This is a genomic window from Saccharopolyspora oryzae (assembly GCF_027853915.1).
GTDB classification, from domain to species: Bacteria; Actinomycetota; Actinomycetes; order Mycobacteriales; family Pseudonocardiaceae; genus Saccharopolyspora; species Saccharopolyspora oryzae.
Genome location: NZ_JAQGLA010000053.1, coordinates 12,721 through 34,224 on the forward strand (window position 1 = coordinate 12,721; position 21,504 = coordinate 34,224).

Sequence of the window (21,504 nt, forward strand, 5' to 3'; positions counted from 1 at the left end):
GTCGTCCACGCATGGATGTGCCGGATGAGCTCCATGCAACTGAGCTCTGCGATCCCGCGAACTGATGCCACCATGGACGTAGTGAACAATGAGCGGATCGCGCTGGTTCTGACCGGCGGTGGCGCGCGCGGTGCCTACGAGGCAGGCGCGGTGTCCGTTCTCGTGCCTGAGCTCGAGCGCCTCGGCCAACGACCGTCCCTCTTCGTGGGCACGAGCGTGGGCGCGATGAACGCCGCTTACCTCGCTGCGGCTCACCACCTCAGCGCCGAGGACGCCGCCGCAGGCATGCTGCAACGCTGGCGCGACGTCTCTCCTGAACACGTCATGCGCCCGCTGCACCACCAGTTGCCCCTCAACGCAACCCGCTACCTGGGCGAGGTGCTGGCACTTCCCGGGGTCCGGCTTTCCAGCCTGCTGGATCCGGCTCCGCTCGAACAACGACTGCAGCAGTGGATCGACTTAGCACAGCTCCACCACAACATCGCTCATGCGGGCGTAGATGCCCTCGCCGTGATCGCCACCGCCGTGCGCAGAGGCCGTACCGTCGTTTTCGTCGAAAGCACGGCACAGCGGTCACTGCACCGGTCCCACGCCCTCGACTACACCCCCGCAACGATCGACCACGTCCACCTTCGGGCTTCTGCCGCGCTGCCGGTGCTGTTCCCCGCGGTTCGCATCGACTCTCCCCCGCAGGCTAGTGGCTGGTACGTCGATGGCGGAACGCGGCTCAACGCCCCGATCAAGCCGGCGTTGGACCTCGGCGCCGACCGGATCGTGGTCATCGGTACCGATGCGATCACCGCACCATCAGACGAACCTGCTCAGTACGAGGGCAGGACCCCAGACCTCGCCGACGGAGCGTTGCACGTGCTCGAAGGCGCCCTCGTCGACCCCCTGGCCGAGGACATCGTCATGCTCGGCAACATCAACCTCTTCTACACCGACCCCTCGATCGCACACGCAACACAGCAGTACCGGTACGTCCGGGGCAAACCCCCGTACCGCCGGGTCCCCTACATCTTCGTCGCCCCGGACAAGCGCGGCGCGATGGGCGAACACGCCCTGAACAGCTTCCACGCCAGCAACCACAAGCTCAGCCTGCGCGCCTTGCGCCACCGCGTGATCAGGCACCTGCTCGGCGGCGACAGCCCCGCCCACGGCGAACTCCTCAGCTACCTGCACTTCGAACCCGATTACCTGGAAGAGCTCATCGCCATGGGTCAGCGCGACGCACGCCATTACCTCGACCACGCCGCCAGCAGTGACCACCCGTGGCAGATCGGGCCGCTGCCGGCACTCACCGGCGTCCCCGATTTCGCGGCCGAACCTGATCAGGAGTCGCGATAGCCGACCAGGCGGGCGGCGAGGTCGTCGTCGCCGTATGCCGAATCGGATCCGGTCTCGACCGGTCGCTGTCACCGTGGTGCAATCCGTCAGGCCGCCTGAGGGATCGGACCCGACCGAGCGAGCACTCATGGTGTCGGCCACACATGACGACCGGTAGCGGACTTGGGACGTTCGTCACTGCATGCTGGCTACCGCCAACGCCATTCCGATCCGGAGAGGCACGGACTGTCACCACACTTCCCGACTGCGATGTGACGTCGACAACGACTTACCCGTGTGGGCGACGTGCATGAAAGACGTTGGCACATACCGAAGCAACTACCCGCGGCATCGAAGCGGTGAACGCTTCCCGGCACGGTTGCATTCTTCCTCTGGCTGGCTACGGTCTACCTCATTCGGCGTTCTGCGGCGGAAACCACAGAGGACTATGTGGATCTCGCGTTGCCACGGAAGAGCGATGGGATTTTGCCATTTTTTCGAGTTCGCTGCTTGCGCCAGCCATTGACGAGTCCGCGAGCAGCGGATGTGCGGCGGAGGGAGCAGGAAGGTGTTTCGCCGAATGCTGCAGCGTTGCGGGGGCGCACGTGTGCACCAGGACCGCGACCGAGCGCACTCCTCAGTTCGCGGGGAGCGCCCAGCACGCGAGCACGAGCTGCGACACGCTCGGGGCTACTACGAAGGCTGCGGCGATGACTCCTGCGGCCAATGTCCGCAGGAGTGACATGAACCCCGATTCCACGGCTCCCCGTAGGCTGTCAAGCCCGATGTGGCCCGAGGCCGGGTCGAGGTGGGCGGATGGCTACCACGCTGAGGATGCGGACCAGCAACCGGCAGAGACGTTGGCGGATCAGATCGCGACGCGCGTGTGCCGACGCCTGGGTATCTGATCTTCAAGATCGTCCCGCTTTTCCAGTGCTGAGCCATTTTTCGAGCTTTTGAACGGGACCAAGCGGCACGTTGGCAACGAGGAGGGCTTTTCGATGACGGGTGCGGTCAGTGGGCTGGACTGGGCTTTCGTGTGTCTGGAGCAGCAGACGGCTCCGATGCACCTGGGCGCAGTAGCGGTGTTCACCCCGCACCGCCCGATGCAGCCCGGGAAGGTGGCCGGCCTGCTGGCCGAACGGGCCCAGAAGATCCCCCGGATGCGACTTCGGCTGCATCGCAGCTGGTGGCCACTCGGGCAGGCGCATTGGGAAGAGCACCCTGACTTCCGCGCCGCGGACCACGTCCACATCCACCAGGTGACCGCACCAGGAGGTCGGGACGAACTGGCCGCGCTTGTGGCCGAGCTCTACGAAACTCCACTCGACATGACCCGCCCTCTGTGGGAAATCCACGTGATCAGCGGCCTGGATGGCGATCGATTCGCCGTAGCGGTGAAACTCCACCACTCCCTCACCGACGGCTGTGCCGCCGTCGAAACGGGACTCGGCCTGCTCGATGGATTCACACCCGCTCCAGCAGCCGACCAGGCGCCTGACCAGCCGTGCGGGCCACTGCGTGTCCTGCCACGACCGGATTGGCTTTTCAACGCGCTCTCAAGCATCGATCCCTCAGCAATGGTGAAACAGACCGTGGACGGTCTGGGGATCGCCTCAGACGTGCTGCGCAACATCCGGCTGCCCGAGCCGGGCTCGCCGTTGCACGCGCGTGCCTGCGCGTCCCGGCGCATGGCACTGATCCCTCTCGACAGAAGCGAAACACGAAAGATTCGCGCCCACCACGGCGGCACGACCAACGACGCGGCGCTGGCGATCATCACCGGGGCGCTGCGCCGATGGCTTTCCGCCCGGGGCCACCTCCTCGACGGCCACACCGTGCGGGCACTGATCCCGGTCAACTTCCGGGCACCCGAGCACTCCGGCTCGGATCACAACCAGCTGTCCGGGTACCTGTGCGAACTGCCCGTGGGCGAGCCCGACCCGGCATCCCGGGTGCGGCTGGTGCGCGCCGCCATGGACCGCAACAAGGCCACTGGCCCTCTTCGTGGGCCGGGCGCCTTCCCGATCCTCGCTGGGCGAATGCCACCGCTGGCGCACCAGTTGGCCGCTCCGGTGGCCTCCCAAACGGCCGGGCTGCTGTTCGACACCGTGATCACCAGCGTGCCGCTGCCCGACATGAAGGTCACCTTGGGCGGCGCACCGCTCCGCGAGCTCTACCCGCTGGCACCCTTGGCCGCCGGACACGCCCTATCGATCGCCATCACGCCCTTCCGCGACACGATCCACATCGGCATCCAAGCCAACCGGGACGCAGTCACAGACCTCGAGAAGCTCAGCGATGCGCTCCCCCACGCCGTCGCCGAACTCACCGACCACTGATAACCGGTCCACGCCACTGCGAGTACCAGGTGACACACAAGCCGCAGCGGGCCACACCCACACCCCCGCACCGCAACACCGTGGTCCAACTGGAACTGAACCCGCCCCGCTGGGTATTGGGATTCGTCGATTTGGACGGGACTTGGCACGAATCCGCCACCATGCAAGCCACCCCAAGCGAGGACGAACCCGCACAACGCGCCACCCACGACGGGATCCAACCCTGGGCGGCCCGCATGCTCGATCGCCCACGGATCCGCCTGCACCGAGTGGCCGACACGCGACGAGCAACCTGGTGGGTCACCGCAACCCCCTCCGGCCGAACCCACAACGACCAACACTCGACGAACGAGCCAGCAATAACCCGGCAGCCGATCGACACCCCAGGATGATCCCGTCGGCCGCAAGGAATTGTCGACACGCGACCCGGATGCCAACATCTGGCAACAAGGACACCAGACGCCGGCTTACGGGGAACCGGGATACGAGGATGTGATCATCAAGATCACCTCGCTCGATCCCGCACCGGAACGCACAAACTACCGCTCCTGGTCGGCATCCCGAGGCGAAGTGTCCTGGATTGATTGGTGTTGGGAGGTCAGGTGGAAGCGAAGGTGGAAGTTCCCGATCCACACCACGTCCCCGTCGGCGAGCTCGGCCCGATCGACAGGTCGGCCGTTGACGTAGGTTCCGTTCAGCGAGCCCACATCGGCCAGCACGTAGCGGTCGCCGATCAGAAGCACTTCAGCGTGAAAGCGGGACACCGTGGGATCATCGAGGATCGCATCGCATCCTCGGTCCCGTCCCAGCACGCAAGGCGGTTCCACCTCGAACCCCGTCCCCGCGTCCGGACCGCGGGTGTAGATCAGTTGTGCCCGCCGCGCACCTGGACTGGGTTCCCGAGACGGATGTGGGATGCTCACGGACTCGGGGATCTCCGCAGAAGGCCGGGAAGCTTCCTGCGGCTCCTCCGACCAGCCGAGAAGAAAAAGTGGTAATTGGAGGCCACGCCGAAGCCCTCGTCTCCGATGACAGGGTCAGGCGCGTGGCGATGGCATGCATATTCCACAGTAGACGCTCACGATGCAGGAGAGAAGAAGACCCCGCAGTACGGCGGAGCCCACGCTTGCCCGCAGCCAGTTGACTCACCGCCGTCACCTGGTCGACGAAGGCGACATTCACTGGAAAAGCGCGCTCAGTTGGTGAGTGTCCACCAGGAGATGCCTGTCGATTTTTGATCACTTTCCCTTGTGGGGCTTGGCAGCGGACCAGCGTGGGCGATCTTGGAGTAGGCGAGGCGCTCAGCACTAACATCGGCGTCATGGAGACGAATCCCCGGTTCGGGGATTCCTCCCACTGGTGAGGGCTCAAGTCCCCCCCCTCGGACACGACATCAACCCCAGGTCAAGCCTTTGACCTGGGGTTTTTGACACTGATGTTGCGAACCGCTTAATACCTGAGTGCCCTGACCCGCGTCTTCATCAGTGGGGGTGCAATTCTCTCTCGGATACGCACCTCCCAAACTCGTTCTTGGCCTCGTCGCGCCTCCGTCAAGAACGTCTGGGCCGCACCTCCGTGAGGACGGCAATCGCGCACGGTGCCAGGCTCATCAATTCAGACCTCCGGCGCGATGGTTGTGTGGTTCTAGGGAACCCGACGGAGCGCGGCCGGGTCGAGGCTGGGAATGACGCGGTGCGTGCGATGGATTCTCCGCTGCGGACCAGGATGTCCGGCTGACAAGGTCGGCGACGTGATTCGCCAACGTAGCGGAACGTCATTCTCTGAGGTGATTTTCCCAGCCGACCTCAACCGTTCAATCACCTGTCTGTGGTTGCACGAGAATTCCCTCGCGCTAGTCAGTGGGAACGAATGCGATCAGCCGCTGGTGGGGGTCGTCGACCACCTGCAGAACCACCTGGTCCATAGCCGCGGCTCCGCCTCCGGGGAGGCGGAGCCGCACTCGCAGGTGGGCGTGCGGTTGTACGACGTCGTTGCGTTCCCACAGGGTTTTGAAGTCGGTGTTTCTGCGGATCAGTTCGTCGATCCAGTCGCCGGTGGGCGGGCCCGCCGGGGTGCTCGCGCGCACGATGCCGATGACGGTGCGCCGCATGGCGTCCAGGTCCTCGAACCGGCTCTGCAGGGCGGGATCGGTGAACAGCATTTGCACGTATCGGCGGTGCTCCGGCGGGACCGTTCCGAAGTCGGTGAGCAGTCGTGCGGCGGCGGCGTTCCAGGCCAGAATCGACGTCTCGGGTCCGACGAGGACTGCGGGTACCTCGCCCATCCGGTCGACGAGCCGGCGCAGCGGACCACTCGGTTCGAGGTTCTCCGGTGGAGCGTCGGCATCGGAGATGAGGCCGAGCGCGTACTGCGTCTGGTCGTCGGTGAGTCCGAGCGCGTCGGCGACTCGGCGGATCACATCGGCGCTCGGCAGGACCCGTCCCTGCTCGATCCTCGTGTAGTACTCCTCGCTGACGAAGGTGCGGGCCGCGACCTCGGCGCGACGCAGGCCCGGCACCTGCCTCCGTCCCGGTTCGGCGGACGCGGGCGGAGCGACCTCGTCCCGCCGGGCGCGGAGAAAGGCCCCGAGCTGGGTGAGACGCGGATCGCGGGCCATCACCGGGAACTCCTCAGGAGGGGGATCGGATTCTTCCCCTCCCGCCCCCGCCTCCCCGGAGAGACGGTGGAGTCATGACCGAACACGAACGCATCGACGTCCACACTCACCTGGTCCCTCCGTTCTGGGGCGAGGCCCTCGCACAGCACGGCGGCGACCCGTCGGGCTGGACAATTCCGTCGTGGACGCCTGATGACCACCTGAAATTCATGGACGCCAACGGCATCGCCACGAGCGTACTGTCGCTGACCGCCCCGAGCGTGGCGGGCTGGCAGGGTGCGTCGCGGCGGCAGATGGCGCGCCGGGTCAACGACTACACCGCCGAACTGGTGCGGGAACGCCCGGACCGCTTCGGGATCTTCGCGACCGTCCCGCTGCCCGATGTGGAGGGCGCGGTGGCCGAGGTCGACTACGCGTTCGACGAGCTGCGTGCGGACGGCGTGGTGCTGCTCTCGAACTACGACGGGGTGTATCTGGGCGACGACCGTTACGCGCCGTTGTGGGAGGCGCTGGAGCGGCGCCGCGCGGTGGTGTTCATCCACCCGGCGCATCCGCTTCTCCCGGTGCTTCCCGAGGTTCCGGGGCCGATGGTGGACTATCCGTTCGACACCACCCGCAACGCGGTGCACATGGTGGTCCACGGGATCACCGAGCGGTACCCGAACGTGCGGATCATCCTCTCGCACGCGGGCGGTTTCGTGCCCTACGCGGCCTTGCGGTTCTGCCAGGTCCAGATCGCCTTGGATCCCGCCGGACCCAACGAAGACGAACTCCTGGCCCGGTTCCGCAGCTTCTACTGGGACACCGCGCTGTCGTCGGGCGAATACGCGTTCGGCGCACTCACCCGGTTCGCCGACCCCGCCCGGATTCTCTACGGCAGCGACTTCCCTTACGCTCCGGCGCCGGTGGCCACCCGTTTCACCGAGATCCTGGACACCGAAAGCGGACTGACCGCCGAACAAACCCGCGCGATCGACTCCGGCAACGCCCGAGCGCTCTTCTCCCGGCTGAGGTGACCGGTTGACCCGTGGCCCCTCCCGGCCTGGAGGGCGGGAGGGGCCACGGCGCGTTCAGGCGAGCGCCCGTTCGTCGGTGTCGTCGAGTCCTTCGGCATAGCGGACGAGGGCGGCGGTCGTGCGTTCGATGTGTTCGCGCAGTGCCTGGGTCGCGCCGGCTTCGTCGCGTGCGACGGTGAGTTCGGCGATCAGCCGGTGTTCGGCGGCGACGTCGCGTTCGGCGTCGCCGGCGAGTTCCTGGGACCAGTGCTGGTAAAGCTCCGCGCAGTCGCGCAGGCCGGTCGCGATGCCTTCGAGCCGCGCGATGCCGCAGCCGGCGAGCAGGGTGTGGTGGAACGCGCGGTGGGCGAGGGTGAACGCCGGGTCGACATGTCCCTCCGCGGTCAGCATCGGGGTGCGCGCCAGCGTGTGGTGCGTAGCCAGGACCGAGCCTTCCCAGGCCAGATCGCCGTGCTTGATCGACTCCGCGAGGGCGAGCGTCTCGATCAGGACGCGGGTGCGGGTCAGGTCCTGCAGGTCGCTGATCGTCAGCTGCGCGACGGCGAACCCGCGCTGCGGCGACGCTTCGACCAAGCCCTCGCCGGCGAGGCGGGTGACGGCTTCGCGGACGACGGACAGGCTCACCTCGTACCGCGCGGCGAAGTCGTTCAGCTTGAGCTTGCTCCCGGGCGGCAGCTCGCCGCCCAGCAGGCTGCCGCGGATGCGGTCGTAGACCTCGTGGACGCGCGTGGGCTTAGCGGGGGTGGCCATGCCGCCAGTCTAGGGGAAACCAGCAGAAAAAAGGTACTTGAACTGAATATCGATTTTTAGTTGACGGATCGAGATTCGGCGTGCACGCTGTGAGCCACGCCATGCAATCGACGATGACTGCAGCGCCGGGGCCTTCGGAGCTTCTCGACCGCGCATCGTCGGTCCCGATCGAGGAGATGCTCATGTCCGACATCCAGGTCCCCGTCCTGATCGTGGGCGGAGGCGGCGCCGGTCTCACCGCGTCGATGATCCTGTCCACCCTCGGCGTCGACTCGCTGCTGGTGAGCGCGCTGCCGACCACGTCGACGCTGCCGAAGGCGCACGTGCTCAACCAGCGGGCGATGGAGATCTTCACCGAGGTCGGCGTGGCTCCCGAGATCTACCGGCGCAGCACGCCCGCCGCGAACATGCGCGCGACCGGCTGGTACGCGGGACTGGCGGGCCCGCACGACGGCTACGGCCGCAAACTGGGCGAACTCGAGGTCTGGGGCGGCGGCTACACCGACCCCGACTACGTGGCGGCGAGCCCGTGCCGAACCTGCAACCTACCCCAGATCCGGCTCGAACCAGTGCTGAAGGACCACGCCGAGAAGCTGAACCCGGGCGGGGTCCGGTTCAACCACGAACTCGTCGACCTGGCCCAGGATGCCGACGGCGTCACCGCGACCGTGCGCGACAAGGACGCCGGCACGACGTACCAGGTGCGGGCCCAGTACTTGATCGCCGCCGACGGCGGCCGGACCGTCGGCAAGCTGCTCGGCGTGGGGATGACCGGGCCGCGGAACATCATGAAGATGGTCTCCATCCACATGACCGCGGACCTGTCCCCCTGGGCCACCGACGACGACGTGCTGATCCGCTGGCTGGTCAACCCCGATTTCGGTGGCTCGTGGAGCGGTGTGCTCGTCCCGATGGGACCGGACCACTGGGGCCCGGCATCGGAGGAGTGGGTCTTCCACATGCAATACGCGACCGACGACCCCGACGCGATGCAGGAGGAGAAGGTCCTCGGACGGATGCGCGCCATCCTGGGGCTCCCACCGGAGCTGACGCCCACTGTCCACCGGATCAGCCAGTGGGTCATGGAGGGCGTCATCTCGGACAAGTTCCGGGCGGGCCGGGTCTTCTTCGCCGGCGACGCCGCGCACCGGCACCCCCCGACCGGCGGCCTGGGCCTCACCTCGGCGATCCACGACGTCTACAACCTGAGCTGGAAGCTGGCCGCGGTGCTGGCCGGCCGCGCGGGCGACGGCCTCCTGGACACCTACGAGGCCGAGCGCAAGCCGGTGGACCAGCACAACATCGACAACGCGATCGCCAACGCGATGAACCACTTCACGCTCGACCAGGCGCTCAACCTGTCGCCGGAGAAAACCCCGGAGGAGAACTGGGCCGAACTCGCCCCGCTGTGGGAGGACCTTCCGGGCTCAGCGGAGAAACGGCATGCGCTGAACCGGGCGATCGGCTCGCAGACGATGGAATTCCGCCACCACAACGTCGAATTCGGCTACCGCTACGACTCCGCCGCGATCGTGCCGGACGGAAGCCCGGAGTACGTGCCGCTCGACCCGGTCCGCCTCTACGAGCCCAGCACCAAGCCGGGACACCCGTTGCCGCACGCGTTCGTCGAGCGCCAGGGCGAGCGCATCGCGCTCGGCACCCTCGTCCACGGTGGCAAATTCCTGCTGCTGGCGGGCGAAGAGGGGCAGGCATGGGTCGAAGCCGCCAACAAGCTGTCCGCGGAGAACGATCTGCCGCTGGTCGCGGGCACGGTGGGCGTCCTCGGCGGCGACTTCGTCGACGTGCGCTGCGCCTGGTTGAAAAACCGCGGCGTCTCCCCGACCGGCGCGGTCCTGGTGCGCCCCGACCGCTACGTCGCGTTCCGCTCGGCGGAGGGCGTCGAGGACCCGCACGCCGCTCTGCGGGCCGCCTTGGCCCAGGTGCTGGCCGCCGAACTTCGCTGATTCCACGAGGAGAATTCCCATGCGCATCGCCAATCTCTCCGGCCGGCTCGTCCTGGTCACCGATACCGGTGCCGTCGACGTCGAAGAAGCCAGCAACGGCACGTTCGGCCCTGACCCGTCGGCGGTGTACCGCGACTGGCCGGAATTCCTCGCCTGGGCGGGCTCGGCCGCCCTGCCCGCCGGGAAGCCCTTCGACCAAGCGGCCCTCGGCGCGCCCGTCCCGGAGCCAGCCCAGGTGTTCGCGATCGGCCTGAACTACCGCGGGCACGCCATCGAGAGCGGACTCGATTTCCCCGTCGAGCCACCGGTTTTCACGAAGTTCCGCAGCTCCCTCGCCGGGCCGTGCGGCGACCTCGCATTGCCGGGCGACACCGTCGACTGGGAAGCCGAACTGGTCGTCGTCATCGGCCGCGAAGCCCGCCACGTCTCCGCGGAAGACGCGTGGCAGCACGTCGCCGGCCTCACCGTCGGGCAGGACTACTCCGAGCGCACCCGGCAACTCGTTCCGCCCGCGCCCCAGTTCAGCCTCGGCAAATCCTTCCCCGGATTCGCGCCGATCGGCCCGGTCGTCGTCACCCTCGACGAACTGGACGACCCCGCGGACCTGGAAATCGGCTGCTCCGTCAACGGCGAGCAGGTGCAGAAGGCGCGAACCGGCGACTTGATCTTCTCGGTCCCGGTCTTGATCGAGCGGCTCTCGGCGGTCTTGCCGCTGCTGCCGGGCGACCTGATCTTCACCGGCACGCCCAGCGGCGTGGGCAGCGGCCGAAACCCGCAGCGGTTCCTGTCCGCCGGCGACGAGATCGTCACGTGGGCGGAGGGAATCGGCGAACTCCGCCAGCGATGCGTTCCCGGCACCCCGCACACCACCGCATCCGCCTGAAGCCAAGGAAGGAAGAACGGCCATGGCTCTGCACCGCCTCACCTCCATCACCGTCGGCGTGCCCGACGTCGAACAGACCGCCGCCTACTACACCGACTTCGGGCTCACGCCGCTCGGCGGGAACGCCTTCGCCACCGCCGACGGCGGGGAACAGTTCAAGCTCGCGCACGCACCGCGGCGCCGCCTGCTGGAACTGGGCATCGGCGCGGAAAACCCGGACGACCTCGACCGGATCGAGCGCCAGATCCGCGCCCTCGACCTGCCCGTCGAGCGGACCGCCGACAAGCTCGTGACCGAGGAACCGATCGCCGGATTCCGGGCCGTGATCTCGGTGGCGCCGCGAATCGAGCAACAGCCCGCCGACCCGACGCCGTACAACGGACCCGGCCGGATCGAACGCGCTAACACCCGCGCGCCGGGCATCCAGCGCGAAGGCCGGGTGACCCCGCGCAAACTCGGCCACGTCGTCATCGGATCCACCGACCAGGCCGCCACGCAGCGGTTCTTCACCGAGGGCATCGGGTTCAAGATCAGCGACGCCGTCCCCTCGCTGGCCGCGTTCATGCGCTGCTCGACCGACCACCACAACGTGCTGGTCCAGCAAGCCCCGGTGAACTTCCTGCACCACACCTCCTGGCAGGTCGAGGACATCGACGAGATCGGCCGCGGCGCGATGGCGATGCTGGAAGAGCACCCCGAACGGCACGTCTGGGGACTGGGCCGCCACCACGTCGGGTCGAATTTCTTCTGGTACCTCAAGGATCCGGCGGGCAACTTCTCCGAGTACTACTCCGACATCGACTGCATCGTCGACGACGCGCTCTGGACACCCGGCACCTGGGAAGGCGCGCGGAGCCTGTTCAACTGGGGCCCGCCCCCGCCGCCGTCGTTCCTCATGCCCGAGGACGTCGCGGCGATGATGACCGGGGCGCACAATGCCAGCTGACCCCGTCGGACCTCCGGCGTGGACTCCCGCGCCGGAGGCCGCTTCCCGCACACAGATCGCCGCGTTCGGCCGATGGCTGGCCGCCCGGGGCCATGACTTCGCCGACTACCACGCGCTCTGGCGCTGGTCGACCACCGAACTCGAAGAGTTCTGGCAGACCATCGCCGACTTCTACGACGTCCCGTTCCGCACGCGCGCGACGCGGGTGCTGGCCGACGACGCGATGCCCGGAGCGACCTGGTTCCCCGGCGCCACGCTCAACTACGCCGACCAAGCGCTGCGCCACACCGGCGACCAGACCGCGATCGTCGCCGTCTCCGAAGGCGGGCACCGGAACGAGGTGACCCGCGACGAACTCCGCAGCCAGGTCGCCTCCCTCGCGCACTGGCTCCGGCAGCAAGGAATCGGCCCGGGCGACCGCGTCGTCGGCTACCTCCCGAACATCACCGCGACCGTCGTCGCGTTCCTCGCCACGGCCGCCGTCGGCGCCATCTGGTCGGCCTGCTCCCCGGAGTACTCGCCCGACGGCGCGGCCGACCGCCTCGGCCAGCTCGAACCCGCCGTGCTCTTCATCGCCGACGGCTACCGCTACGCAGGCAAAGAACACGACCGCTCCGCAAGGAACGCCGAACTCCGCCGCCTCCTCCCCTCGGTCCAGGCCACCGTGTGGGTCCCGCACCTCGGCGGCACTCAGCCGCCCGGCACCGCGCGCTTCGACACCCTCACCCGGGACACGCACGCCCTCGAAACCACGGCCGTGCCGTTCGACCATCCGCTGTGGGTGCTGTACTCCAGCGGCACCACCGGCCGGCCCAAGGGCATCGTCCACGGCCACGGCGGCGTCACCCTCGAACACCTCAAATTCCTCGGGCTGCACACCGACCTGGACGCCGGGTCGCGGTTCAGCTGGTACACCAGCACCAGCTGGATGATGTGGAACATCCAGGTCTCGGCCCTGCTGCTCGGGGCGACCGTCGTGCTCTACGACGGCAGCCCCGGCTGGCCGGGTCCCGACGCCTTGTGGCGGCTCGCCGCGGACGAGCAGCTGACCTTCCTCGGCACCAGCGCCGCCTACCTGATCGCCGCCCACAAAGCGGAAACCGATCTCGCCGCCCTTGACCTGCAGCTGTCGGGCCTGGGCAGCACCGGATCGCCGCTGCCCGCCGGCACGAGCCAATGGATCCACGAGACCCTGCCCGAGGCCTGGCTCGCCGCGGCCAGCGGCGGCACCGACATCGTCTCCGGCTTCGCCGGCGGCGTCCCCACCCTCCCCGAGTACCCGGGCGAAATGCAGGCCCGGATACTCGGCGTGGCCCTCGAAGCCTGGGACGAGCAGGGAAACACCCTCACCGACGAGGTCGGCGAACTGGTCGTGACCCGGCCGATGCCGTCGATGCCCCTGTATTTCTGGAACGACCCCGACGGCGCGCGCTACCACGACGCCTACTTCTCCACCTACCCCGGCGTATGGCGCCACGGCGACTGGACCACCGTCACCAGCCGCGGCGGCGTCATCGTCCACGGCCGCTCGGACGCCACCATGAACCGCTACGGCGTCCGCATGGGCAGCGCCGAGATCTACGAGGTCGTCGACCAGCTCGAGGAGATCGCTGACTCGCTCGTCGTCGGCGTCGAGGAACCCGACGACGGTTACTGGATGCCACTCTTCGTGGTGCTCGCGGACGGGCACGAACTGCCACCCGAGCTCGTCACCCGCATCCGCGACCGCATCCGGGCCGAGGTCTCTCCACGCCACGTACCCGACCAGGTCATCGCCGTACCCGCTCTGCCGCACACCATGACCGGCAAACGAGTCGAGGTCCCCGTCAAGCGCGTCCTCCAAGGCACCACCCCAGCCAGCGTCGCCAACCCAGCCGCCCTCGACAACGCCGACGCACTCGAACAATTCGCCACGATCGCAACCAAACGGAAAACCGCCCGGGACAGGGCCTGAGCATCGGGGCTGCCCGGATCCCGTGCCGCCCGCGCAGTGCCGTCACGGGATCCCAGCCTTCCAACCGAGTTCTGCAGCTCGACTATCCGTGTGGAACCCCGCGTGACACGCCTCTAGCCCCACCGGCTGGACGCTCGTTGGATGCGTCAAGAACCAGTTCAGGGACAGCTCGGGACAACTGCTCCACGTTCTCGCAGTTCACAGGGCGACCGACCTGTCCTAGCACGGTGTCCCGAATGGCCTCCAGAAGGGACACACGGGACAGCAAAAAGTCCTCTGCTTCAACCTGTCTCAGGAAGCAGGAGGCGGGTGAATAGTGCGCAACTCCCCCCTCGGACACGTAATTTCCTTACGTCATCATGATCTTTCGACCGCGCTCCGGGCAGGTCCTTGGCATCAGCGTCCAGCACGGGCATAAGAGGCTAGGGCGTTATTGGGAAGCGGTAAAAGTGGTTCCGGGCCACTCGCGCATGATCACTGCAATGACGCCGGCAAACGATCAACAAACGTCCACGCGCAACACAAAGAAGCCCGTTGACCTGCACTTACGTGCTTATCAACGGGCTTCTCCGACCGTCGGGACGCCGGGGGGGCAACGGCGTGATCAAGCTCGTTCTTCGAAGTCACCGCGTAGCTTACCCAGCGAAGCAAAAGGAGTCCACAAACTGAGCACGTGTTAAGCCCCGCCGCAGGGCGACACACTGGCCCGCGCCTGATCCAGGCTTCCCCTGCTATCAATGCCGCGGCCCTGACGGCCACGTAGAGACGCGGCGCCATGGACCACCGTCCGCACAGACCTATTCACCCAGTTCAGTGACAAACTCGGGAACAGCAGCTTTTTGGTTTCCGCGACGAATGCGTTGCCCGGGCCGAGGAGGACGCCCACCAGGTCGTTGTCTCAGTGTCCAGCGCCAACGCAGCGATGGCCTGCACACCGCCCAGGACGAAGATGTCGTCGGCGCCGACCAAGTGCATTGCCACCACGCTGATCGACGACGGGATGCCCTCATTCGGCGGTGTCGTCGCGACCACCCGCCCGACACCTGCTACCTCCTCCATCAAGACCGTCCGGTGCGCCGACGCGGTCAGCGGGTAGCGCCTACCCGGACATAAACCGCAGCGGCGCCGATCGAGATGTTGCACTGTCCCAAGTAGACACCCAGGAGGATTCCGACCTCGAAGTCCCAGATCGAAATGAAGCACCTTGGCCGTGTCCGCAAGCCGGGCTAAGTCTCCGCTCTGGACATCCATCTCCACACCATCGGCGAAGCCGGTCAAAGGGTCCAGAGCAGCTGCAACCAGGACCTATCACTGGACAGCAAGCACGCCGCCAGGCATGACCATTTGACGGGAAGTAAAGGAGTCCACGACCGACATGCTCGGCGCGAACCATCCGCCACAGATCACAAAAAGAGGATCCCCGCAGGCTCTGACCTGCGGGGATCCTCTCCACCGTCGGGACGGCGGGATTCGAACCCACGACCCCTTGACCCCCAGCCAAGTGCGGAGTCAACGGCGTGCTCAAGCTCATTCTTCGAGGTCGCCTTCCAATGTACTCAGCGAAGTAAAGGAGTCCATCGACTCGGCACCTGTCGGAGATGGCTCCCAGATAACGCGCTGAAGGCATCGAGCAAAGGTTCCCTCAGCCACCGTTTGCCATGGAACCCGAAGGCACACCAGGAGATCGCAACCTAGCCAACGGGGTCAGTCTCGAAGCCCCCTCCCGGGGGCCCGTATAGCGCTACCTCCGAAACTCTATCCGTAGGCAGTGATCAACCGGGCGCCTAGCCCAGGCCTCGAAAGTTTGGCGAGCATGGCGAGGCGGCGCTAGACCTCGCAGGGCGCCGATGTCGCGTCGATGCTGCGGACGAGACGTTCGCGACTGGTACGGAGGATAAATTGCAGTCGTTCCCGTCGTGTGCGCCTGGGCGCCCCCGGGCCCACACGACTGATCTCCGACGATCACGAGCCACAGCCTTGGCCAGCAGCTGCAGAGGGTAGGCAGGGTCCCAGCGACTGCACCTCCTTGGCACGCCCCCGCTCGGAGAACTACGGCGTCCCTTTTGTCAGGTGTTCTGACCATCCCTCTGGGACGGCTCGTCCTTTCAGTCGATGTCGACCAGCCGCTGCAGCAGCTCGCGCATCGCCCGGGGGATGTCGACCGCGCCGGGGCTGAGCGAGATTCCGGCATCGCCCGGCAGCACGTTGTGGCGCCGCTGGATCTCCGGATGCAGTTCCTGCTTCAGGAAGGCGAGGAAGTTGTCCGCCCACGGCTTGGTAGCGACTTCGAAGAACCAATCCACCCTGGACCGCTCCACCGCCGGCGCCCAGGTGGGTTCGCAAGTACTCCCCCATCCAGTCCGTCGTGTACGCCATCATCGCGATCGTCTTGTCCTCGGTCATGGTCTTCCCGATCAAGAAGGTCCGCTGATCACCACCCAACCGGCCTGTCCCCGGGCTCGGCGCCCTGGGACAGGCCGATCATGACGGAGATCCCGGCGTCGGCGCGGTGCGCGAGGCGATCAGTCCACCGTCGGCGACGAGGTCGACGCCGTTAATCCAGGATGCTTCGTCGGACAGGAGGAACGCTGCGGGGGCGGCGATCTCGTCGGCGCTCGCGTGTCTGCCCACGAGGTGCTCCGAGCGCTCCACGGATCCGTTCATCGAGGATTGGAAATCACCCAGGATCGGTGTGTGCACGGGTCCCGGGCTGATCGTGTTGCTCCGCACTCCCCGCGGCAGCAATCGGGCGGCGAGAACCTTCCCGTGGTGGATCAGCAACTTCTTCGACAGGTCGTAGGCGCGGGGACCGGTCAGGCCTTCCCGTTGCGCCCAGCCTTGCAGGTCTTCGTCTGCGAGTTCGGCCAACTCCGCGACCTGGTCGGCGTACTCAGGGTGGTGGCCGGCGAGGGAGGCGACGCTGACGATGGCACCGCCCTCCAGCGAGTCCAGCAGGGCTTCGGTCAGCCGGCGGGGCGCCAGCCAGTTGACCGCGAGCACCGTGGCGGCATCGGCCGTGCCCGGAACACCGGCCACGTGCGCGAGGCCTTCGAGCCGCGGGAATCGACTGCGCAGTTGGTCGACCGCGACCGCGAGGGCCTGCGGATCGGTGAGGTCGCAGCAGATCGGTTCAACGCCTTCCGGCATCTCGGCCGCCCGGTCCACACCGATCACTTGCAGTCCTGCTCCCACCAGCCGGGTGGCCAGTGCCGCGCCAATTCCGGATCCTGCTCCGGTGACCAGAACGGGCCGGGAAGCCATCGCATCCTCCGTCATCTCTCAGTTTCCAGCCATTCTCAACAACGGGACGGCAGCGGGCGTGCCATCCGGGGCGAGTGCCTCGGGCACCCGTGCCGCTCGGTATCGAGTCAGCGGCGCACCCGGCTGCAAGACGTAGACACCGCCTGCAGCGTGATCGTCCACAATGGCTGTGGCAACGTTCTCCGCGCGGAGCAGGGGAAACCCGGCTTCGCGGAACTCGTCGGGCACCAGCGGCGTGTCAACGAAGCCGGGGCACAGAGCCGAGAGAGCAATGCCTTCAGCAGCCAAGTCGTGTGCCAGTGCGCGCACCAGCCCGACGACCGCGTGCTTGCTGGCCGTGTACAGCGGATCCTGCGGCCACCGGCTGATACCCGCCAAAGACGCTGTGACGACGATGCGGCCACCACCGGCGCGGCGAAGCGCCGGAACCGACTCGCGCAACCCGTGCCAAGTGCCCTTGACGTTCACACCGAGCACCAGGTCGACCGTCGCGCCGTCTACCGCCAACGGGCACGCCGCCGGTCGTGCCAGGCCTGCACCGAGGTTCACGAACTTCAGCGGACCGAGTTCCTCGGCCGCGGCGACCGCGGCTGCGACCTGTTCGGGATCGCGGACGTCGGTGCGAACGAACCGCACGTCCGCCTCGTCCTCGAGGCGCTGGCCGCACGGGTCGACATCGGCCACCACGACCGAGTGCCCGCGCGCCACCAGTTCTCCCGCGACCGCGCGCCCGATTCCGCTCGCTCCCCCGGTGACCAGTGCCGAACCGCGTTCCGGACCCATGTGCTCTCCTCCGCGCAGCGGTGGTGGCCCGCGAAGGAACTCGGGCCACCACCGTCCGATGTGGATACCGATCAGGCGCTTCCTGCGCTCATCCCGCCGTCCATCCGCAGGTACGCGCCCGTCATGTAGGAGGAGTCGTCGCTGGCCAGGAACGCCACCGAGGCGGCGACCTCCTCGGGGTTGCCGTACCGTCCCATCGCGGTCAGAGCCGTGTACGCCTGCTTGGCCGCATCCGGAGCCCCCGGGGCCGCGCCTTCTTCGATCGTTCGCATCATCGGGGATTCGATGACGCCCGGAGCGACGGCGTTGACGCGGATGCCCGCAGGAGCCAGCTCGCCGGCCGCCGCCTTGGTCAGTCCGATGATCGCGTGCTTGCTCGCCGAGTAGCTCGCGATGAGCGGAACTCCCATGACACCGGCGACGGAGGCCATGTTGACGATCACGCCGCCGCCCTGTTCGGTCATGATCGGAGCCGCGTGCTTGATGCCGAGGAACACGCTGCGCACGTTGACGCCCATGACGCGGTCCCAGTCATCGTCCGGGAATTCGGTGATCGGCCCGATGGCGGCCTGGATCCCGGCGTTGTTGAACAACACGTCCACGCGGCCGAACGTGGCCTTCGCGGCCTCGAGGTAGGACGCGGCGCCGGATCCGGTCGCGACGTCGGCCTCGACGGTGAGAACCTTCGCGCCTTCCGCTTCCGCGGCGGCCTTGCTGTCGTCGAGCGGGGTCCGGCCACTGCCGACCAAGGTGAGGTCGGCGCCTTCCCGGGCCAGCCGGACCGCGGTCGCGCGGCCGAGTTCGCCCGCCGCACCGGTGATGACGATGGACTTGCCTTCGAGGCGCTTGGTCATGGCGTCGTTGCCTTTCCGTCAGCTGCCGTGCGCGCACAGCGGTGGAATTGCTCCTGATGAGGAAGTGGTGGCGGGAGTACCGCCGGATACCGGGCGCTGGCCCGGTCTCAGCCGAGGATCGAGGTGACCTCGGTGAACTCGTCGATGCCGAACCGGCCGAGCTCGCGGCCCAGGCCGGACAGCCCGTATCCCCCGAAGGGTGCATCGAAGTGGTCGCGGGTGCGCACTCCGTTGATCTTGACCTGCCCGGTACGCAGCCGGTGGGCTACGGACAGGGCGCGAGCGCGGTCCGCGGACCACACGCCGCCGGAGAGTCCGAAGGGGGTGCTGTTGGCGATGGTGACGGCGCCGTCCTCGTCGTCGTAGGGCTGCACGACCAGGACGGGGCCGAAGACCTCCTCCTGCGCGATCGGCATCTCGGAAGTGACGTCGGAGAACACCGTCGGGGAAAGGTAGTACCCGGTGGCCAGCCCTGGTGGAGCCTCCGCTCCCCCGGCGATCAGGCGAGCACCGGAGCGCAGCGCTCCACCGATGTGCTCCCGCACCGATTCGCGTTGCGCCGCGTTCACGACCGGCCCCATCGTGACGCCCGGCTCGAACGGGTCCCCCACGACGATGCGGCCCACCTCGGCGACGAGGCGTTCCTCCACCCCGGCGAGGAGCCGCCGTGGCACGAGCAGTCGCGACAGCGCGTTGCACGCTTGGCCGCTGTTCACGAACGCCTGGGACACCGCGCTAGGGATCGCGGTGTCCAAGTCGGCGTCGTCGAGCAGGACGTTGGCCGATTTTCCGCCGAGTTCCAGGCAAACCCGCTTGATGCCCTGCGCGGCGACTTGCCCCACTCGCGCACCGGATTCGACGCTTCCGGTCAGCGAGACCACGGAGACCAGCGGATGGGAAACCATTGCCTCCCCCACCACAGAACCGCGCCCGGGCACGAGGTTGAACACGCCAGGCGGGATTCCGGACTCGGCAACGCATTCCGCGAAAGCGAAGCCGTTGAGCGGCGCCACCGCACTCGGTTTGAGCACGACGGTGCAGCCCGCCACGAGAGCCGGGCCCACCTTCGCGGCGATCTGGTGCAGGGGAAAGTTCCACGGCGTGATGGCGGCGACCACTCCGGCGGGTTGTCGCACCACCAGCGAGTTGCCAACCGACTCCTCCCACTCGTAGCTTTTCGCAGCGCGGGCGGTCGCTTCCAGGACCCCGACGGGCATCGTCGCCTGGGCTGTGGTCGCCTGCTCCAGCGGCATCCCGACCTCGCTCGCGATGAGACCTCCGAGTGCGTTCCGGCGGGAGTCCAGCGCCGCTGCGAGCCGCTCGACCGCGGCTATCCGCTCGTCGCGAGGGGTCTCCGACCATTCCCGGAACGCCCGGTGCGCGGCTTGAACAGCGCGATCGGTGTCCACGTCGTCCCCGTTGACCACACTCGCGACGACCTTCTCGGTGGACGGGCTCTCCACGTCGGTCCGGCCGGTGCCGTTCGGTTCGACCCAAGCACCGTCGATGTAGAGGTGGTCGCGGTCGCGGACTTCCGACAGGTCGGCGACCGCGTGGCTGGCCGCCGTCATGACTTCCCTCCGCGGCGGGTCTCAACCGGCATCGACTTGATGCCGCGGAACCAGTTCGACAGCAGTCGCACCGGCTCCGCCGCGAGCTCGAAGCGGATGCCGCGGGCGTGCAGTTCCTGGTAGAAGGTGCGGATCTCCAGCCGGGCGAGGTGCGCGCCGAGGCAGAAGTGCGAACCGGAGCCGAAGGCGAGGTGCCGGTTCGGGGTGCGGTCCAGCCGGAAGGTGTCGGGTTCGTCGAAGACCCGCTCGTCGCGGTTGGCCGAGCTGAACCAGAGCACGACCTTCTCGCCGGCCCGGATCTGCTGGCCGTGCAGCTCGGTGTCGACCAGCGCGGTGCGCCGCATGTTGATCACCGGGCTGACCCAGCGCAGCATCTCCTCCATGCCGGGGGTGAGCAGGTCTGGATCGGCTGCGAGCCGGCCCCACTGGCCGGTCTGGCCGAGGATCGCCACCGAGCCGGACAGCAGGTTGCGGGTGGTCTCGTTGCCGGCCACGGTCAGCAGCAGGAAGTACGGGTCGAGCTCGTCCGGCTGCAGCCGCTGTCCTTCGACCTCAGCGTGCACCAGCAGGCTCACCAGGTCGTCGCGCGGCTCCTTCCGGCGCTCCGCGGCGAGGCCGTGGAAGTAGTCGAACAGTTCCGTGCGCGCCTTCGCGAGGCTGTCCGGGTCCGGTGCGTGGTCGGGATCCTCGCTGGCGATCATGTTGGTCCAGCGCAGCAGCAGCGGCGCGTCCTCGCGGGGGACGCCGAGCATCGTGGCGAAGATCAGCAGCGGCAGCCGCTCGGAAACGAGTTCGACGAAGTCGAACTGCCCCTGGTCGACGGCTTCGTCCAGCAGCGCCGTGGTCACCTCGTGGACGCGATCCCGCCAGTTCTCGACCCGCTTGGCGGTGAAGCTGCCGACGGTGATCCGCCGCAGCAGGAGGTGGCGCGGATCGTCCATGTTGTGCATCGAGTGCGCCTTGCCCTCGGCACGGCGGCTCTGGATCTGCGTGCCGTCCGCAGACGAGAACACCGCCGCGTTCTTCGCTACCGCGTCGACGTCCGCGTACCGGGTGACGGACCAGAACCCAGGTCCGTCACCGGGCTCGTCGTTCCAGAACAGCGGGGCGCGGTCGCGCAGCACGCGGAAGGCGGCGTCGTCCTCGCCCGCCGCGAACATCGCCATGTCCATCAAGTCGATGTCGGCGAGATCCGGTCCGGCGTTGGGAAGAGCTGTCGTCGTTTCAGCCATCTGGC

Annotated in this window: 17 protein-coding genes; 7 read left to right on the forward strand and 10 right to left on the reverse strand. The window is 67.6% G+C overall.

The genetic code is table 11. The features are described from left to right. Positions 1 to 15: 15 nt before the first annotated feature. Positions 16 to 1,347 (forward strand): patatin-like phospholipase family protein, encoded by a 1,332-nt coding sequence (locus tag OU415_RS25440; protein WP_270951722.1) that lies wholly within the window; start codon positions 16 to 18, stop codon positions 1,345 to 1,347. A 980-nt stretch (positions 1,348 to 2,327) separates the two neighbouring features. Then, the gene (locus tag OU415_RS25445) at positions 2,328 to 3,668 is read left to right on the forward strand and encodes a wax ester/triacylglycerol synthase family O-acyltransferase (RefSeq protein ID WP_270951723.1); all 1,341 of its coding nucleotides are present in this window, start codon (positions 2,328 to 2,330) and stop codon (positions 3,666 to 3,668) included. A gap of 539 nt (positions 3,669 to 4,207) precedes the next feature. On the opposite strand, the gene OU415_RS25450 is transcribed toward OU415_RS25445, so the two are convergent. Continuing rightward, positions 4,208 to 4,591 carry an FHA domain-containing protein gene (locus OU415_RS25450; protein WP_270951724.1) on the reverse strand — a complete coding sequence of 128 codons (384 nt, stop codon included), beginning with the start codon at positions 4,589 to 4,591 and terminating at the stop codon, positions 4,208 to 4,210. Between the two features lie 929 nt (positions 4,592 to 5,520). Further along, on the reverse strand, positions 5,521 to 6,285 hold the full coding sequence (locus OU415_RS25455; RefSeq protein ID WP_270951725.1) for a helix-turn-helix domain-containing protein: 765 nt from the start codon (positions 6,283 to 6,285) through the stop codon (positions 5,521 to 5,523). 74 nt (positions 6,286 to 6,359) lie between these two features. On the opposite strand from OU415_RS25455, the gene OU415_RS25460 reads away from it, so the two are divergent. Further along, entirely contained in the window at positions 6,360 to 7,301 is a 942-nt protein-coding gene (locus OU415_RS25460) for an amidohydrolase family protein (RefSeq protein WP_270951726.1), read from the forward strand. Between the two features lie 54 nt (positions 7,302 to 7,355). On the opposite strand, the gene OU415_RS25465 is transcribed toward OU415_RS25460, so the two are convergent. Then, positions 7,356 to 8,051 carry a GntR family transcriptional regulator gene (locus tag OU415_RS25465; protein ID WP_270951727.1) on the reverse strand — a complete coding sequence of 232 codons (696 nt, stop codon included), beginning with the start codon at positions 8,049 to 8,051 and terminating at the stop codon, positions 7,356 to 7,358. A 182-nt stretch (positions 8,052 to 8,233) separates the two neighbouring features. On the opposite strand from OU415_RS25465, the gene OU415_RS25470 reads away from it, so the two are divergent. From OU415_RS25470 to OU415_RS25485, 4 genes are read left to right on the forward strand one after another with little or no spacing between them, the layout of a single operon-like run. Beyond that, entirely contained in the window at positions 8,234 to 10,015 is a 1,782-nt protein-coding gene (locus tag OU415_RS25470) for an FAD-dependent monooxygenase (protein ID WP_270951728.1), read from the forward strand. Between the two features lie 19 nt (positions 10,016 to 10,034). Beyond that, positions 10,035 to 10,898 carry a fumarylacetoacetate hydrolase family protein gene (locus OU415_RS25475; protein WP_270951729.1) on the forward strand — a complete coding sequence of 288 codons (864 nt, stop codon included), beginning with the start codon at positions 10,035 to 10,037 and terminating at the stop codon, positions 10,896 to 10,898. A 22-nt stretch (positions 10,899 to 10,920) separates the two neighbouring features. Further along, a complete protein-coding gene (locus OU415_RS25480; RefSeq protein ID WP_270951730.1) occupies positions 10,921 to 11,844 on the forward strand; it encodes a VOC family protein in 924 nt (307 codons plus the stop codon). Next, a complete protein-coding gene (locus tag OU415_RS25485; RefSeq protein WP_270951731.1) occupies positions 11,834 to 13,798 on the forward strand; it encodes an acetoacetate--CoA ligase in 1,965 nt (654 codons plus the stop codon). The genes OU415_RS25480 and OU415_RS25485 overlap by 11 nt, the downstream gene beginning before the upstream one ends. Positions 13,799 to 14,608: 810 nt before the next feature. Here the strand turns inward: OU415_RS25485 and OU415_RS38385 are convergent. From OU415_RS38385 to OU415_RS25515, 7 genes are all read right to left on the reverse strand, one after another. Further along, entirely contained in the window at positions 14,609 to 15,049 is a 441-nt protein-coding gene (locus tag OU415_RS38385; protein ID WP_408641914.1) for a histidinol dehydrogenase, read from the reverse strand. Between the two features lie 854 nt (positions 15,050 to 15,903). Next, a complete protein-coding gene (locus OU415_RS25490) occupies positions 15,904 to 16,101 on the reverse strand; it encodes a hypothetical protein (RefSeq protein ID WP_270951732.1) in 198 nt (65 codons plus the stop codon). 178 nt (positions 16,102 to 16,279) lie between these two features. After that, positions 16,280 to 17,059 carry an SDR family oxidoreductase gene (locus OU415_RS25495; RefSeq protein ID WP_270951733.1) on the reverse strand — a complete coding sequence of 260 codons (780 nt, stop codon included), beginning with the start codon at positions 17,057 to 17,059 and terminating at the stop codon, positions 16,280 to 16,282. Positions 17,060 to 17,077: 18 nt separating this feature from the next. Beyond that, positions 17,078 to 17,842 carry an SDR family NAD(P)-dependent oxidoreductase gene (locus OU415_RS25500; RefSeq protein WP_270951734.1) on the reverse strand — a complete coding sequence of 255 codons (765 nt, stop codon included), beginning with the start codon at positions 17,840 to 17,842 and terminating at the stop codon, positions 17,078 to 17,080. Positions 17,843 to 17,913: 71 nt separating this feature from the next. Beyond that, positions 17,914 to 18,696, reverse strand: a complete 783-nt coding sequence (locus OU415_RS25505) for an SDR family NAD(P)-dependent oxidoreductase (RefSeq protein WP_270951735.1) — start codon at positions 18,694 to 18,696, stop codon at positions 17,914 to 17,916. Positions 18,697 to 18,803: 107 nt separating this feature from the next. Then, positions 18,804 to 20,267 carry an aldehyde dehydrogenase family protein gene (locus tag OU415_RS25510; protein WP_270951736.1) on the reverse strand — a complete coding sequence of 488 codons (1,464 nt, stop codon included), beginning with the start codon at positions 20,265 to 20,267 and terminating at the stop codon, positions 18,804 to 18,806. After that, entirely contained in the window at positions 20,264 to 21,499 is a 1,236-nt protein-coding gene (locus OU415_RS25515; RefSeq protein ID WP_270951737.1) for a cytochrome P450, read from the reverse strand. Before OU415_RS25515 ends, OU415_RS25510 begins: the two co-directional genes overlap by 4 nt. Positions 21,500 to 21,504 lie beyond the last annotated feature (5 nt).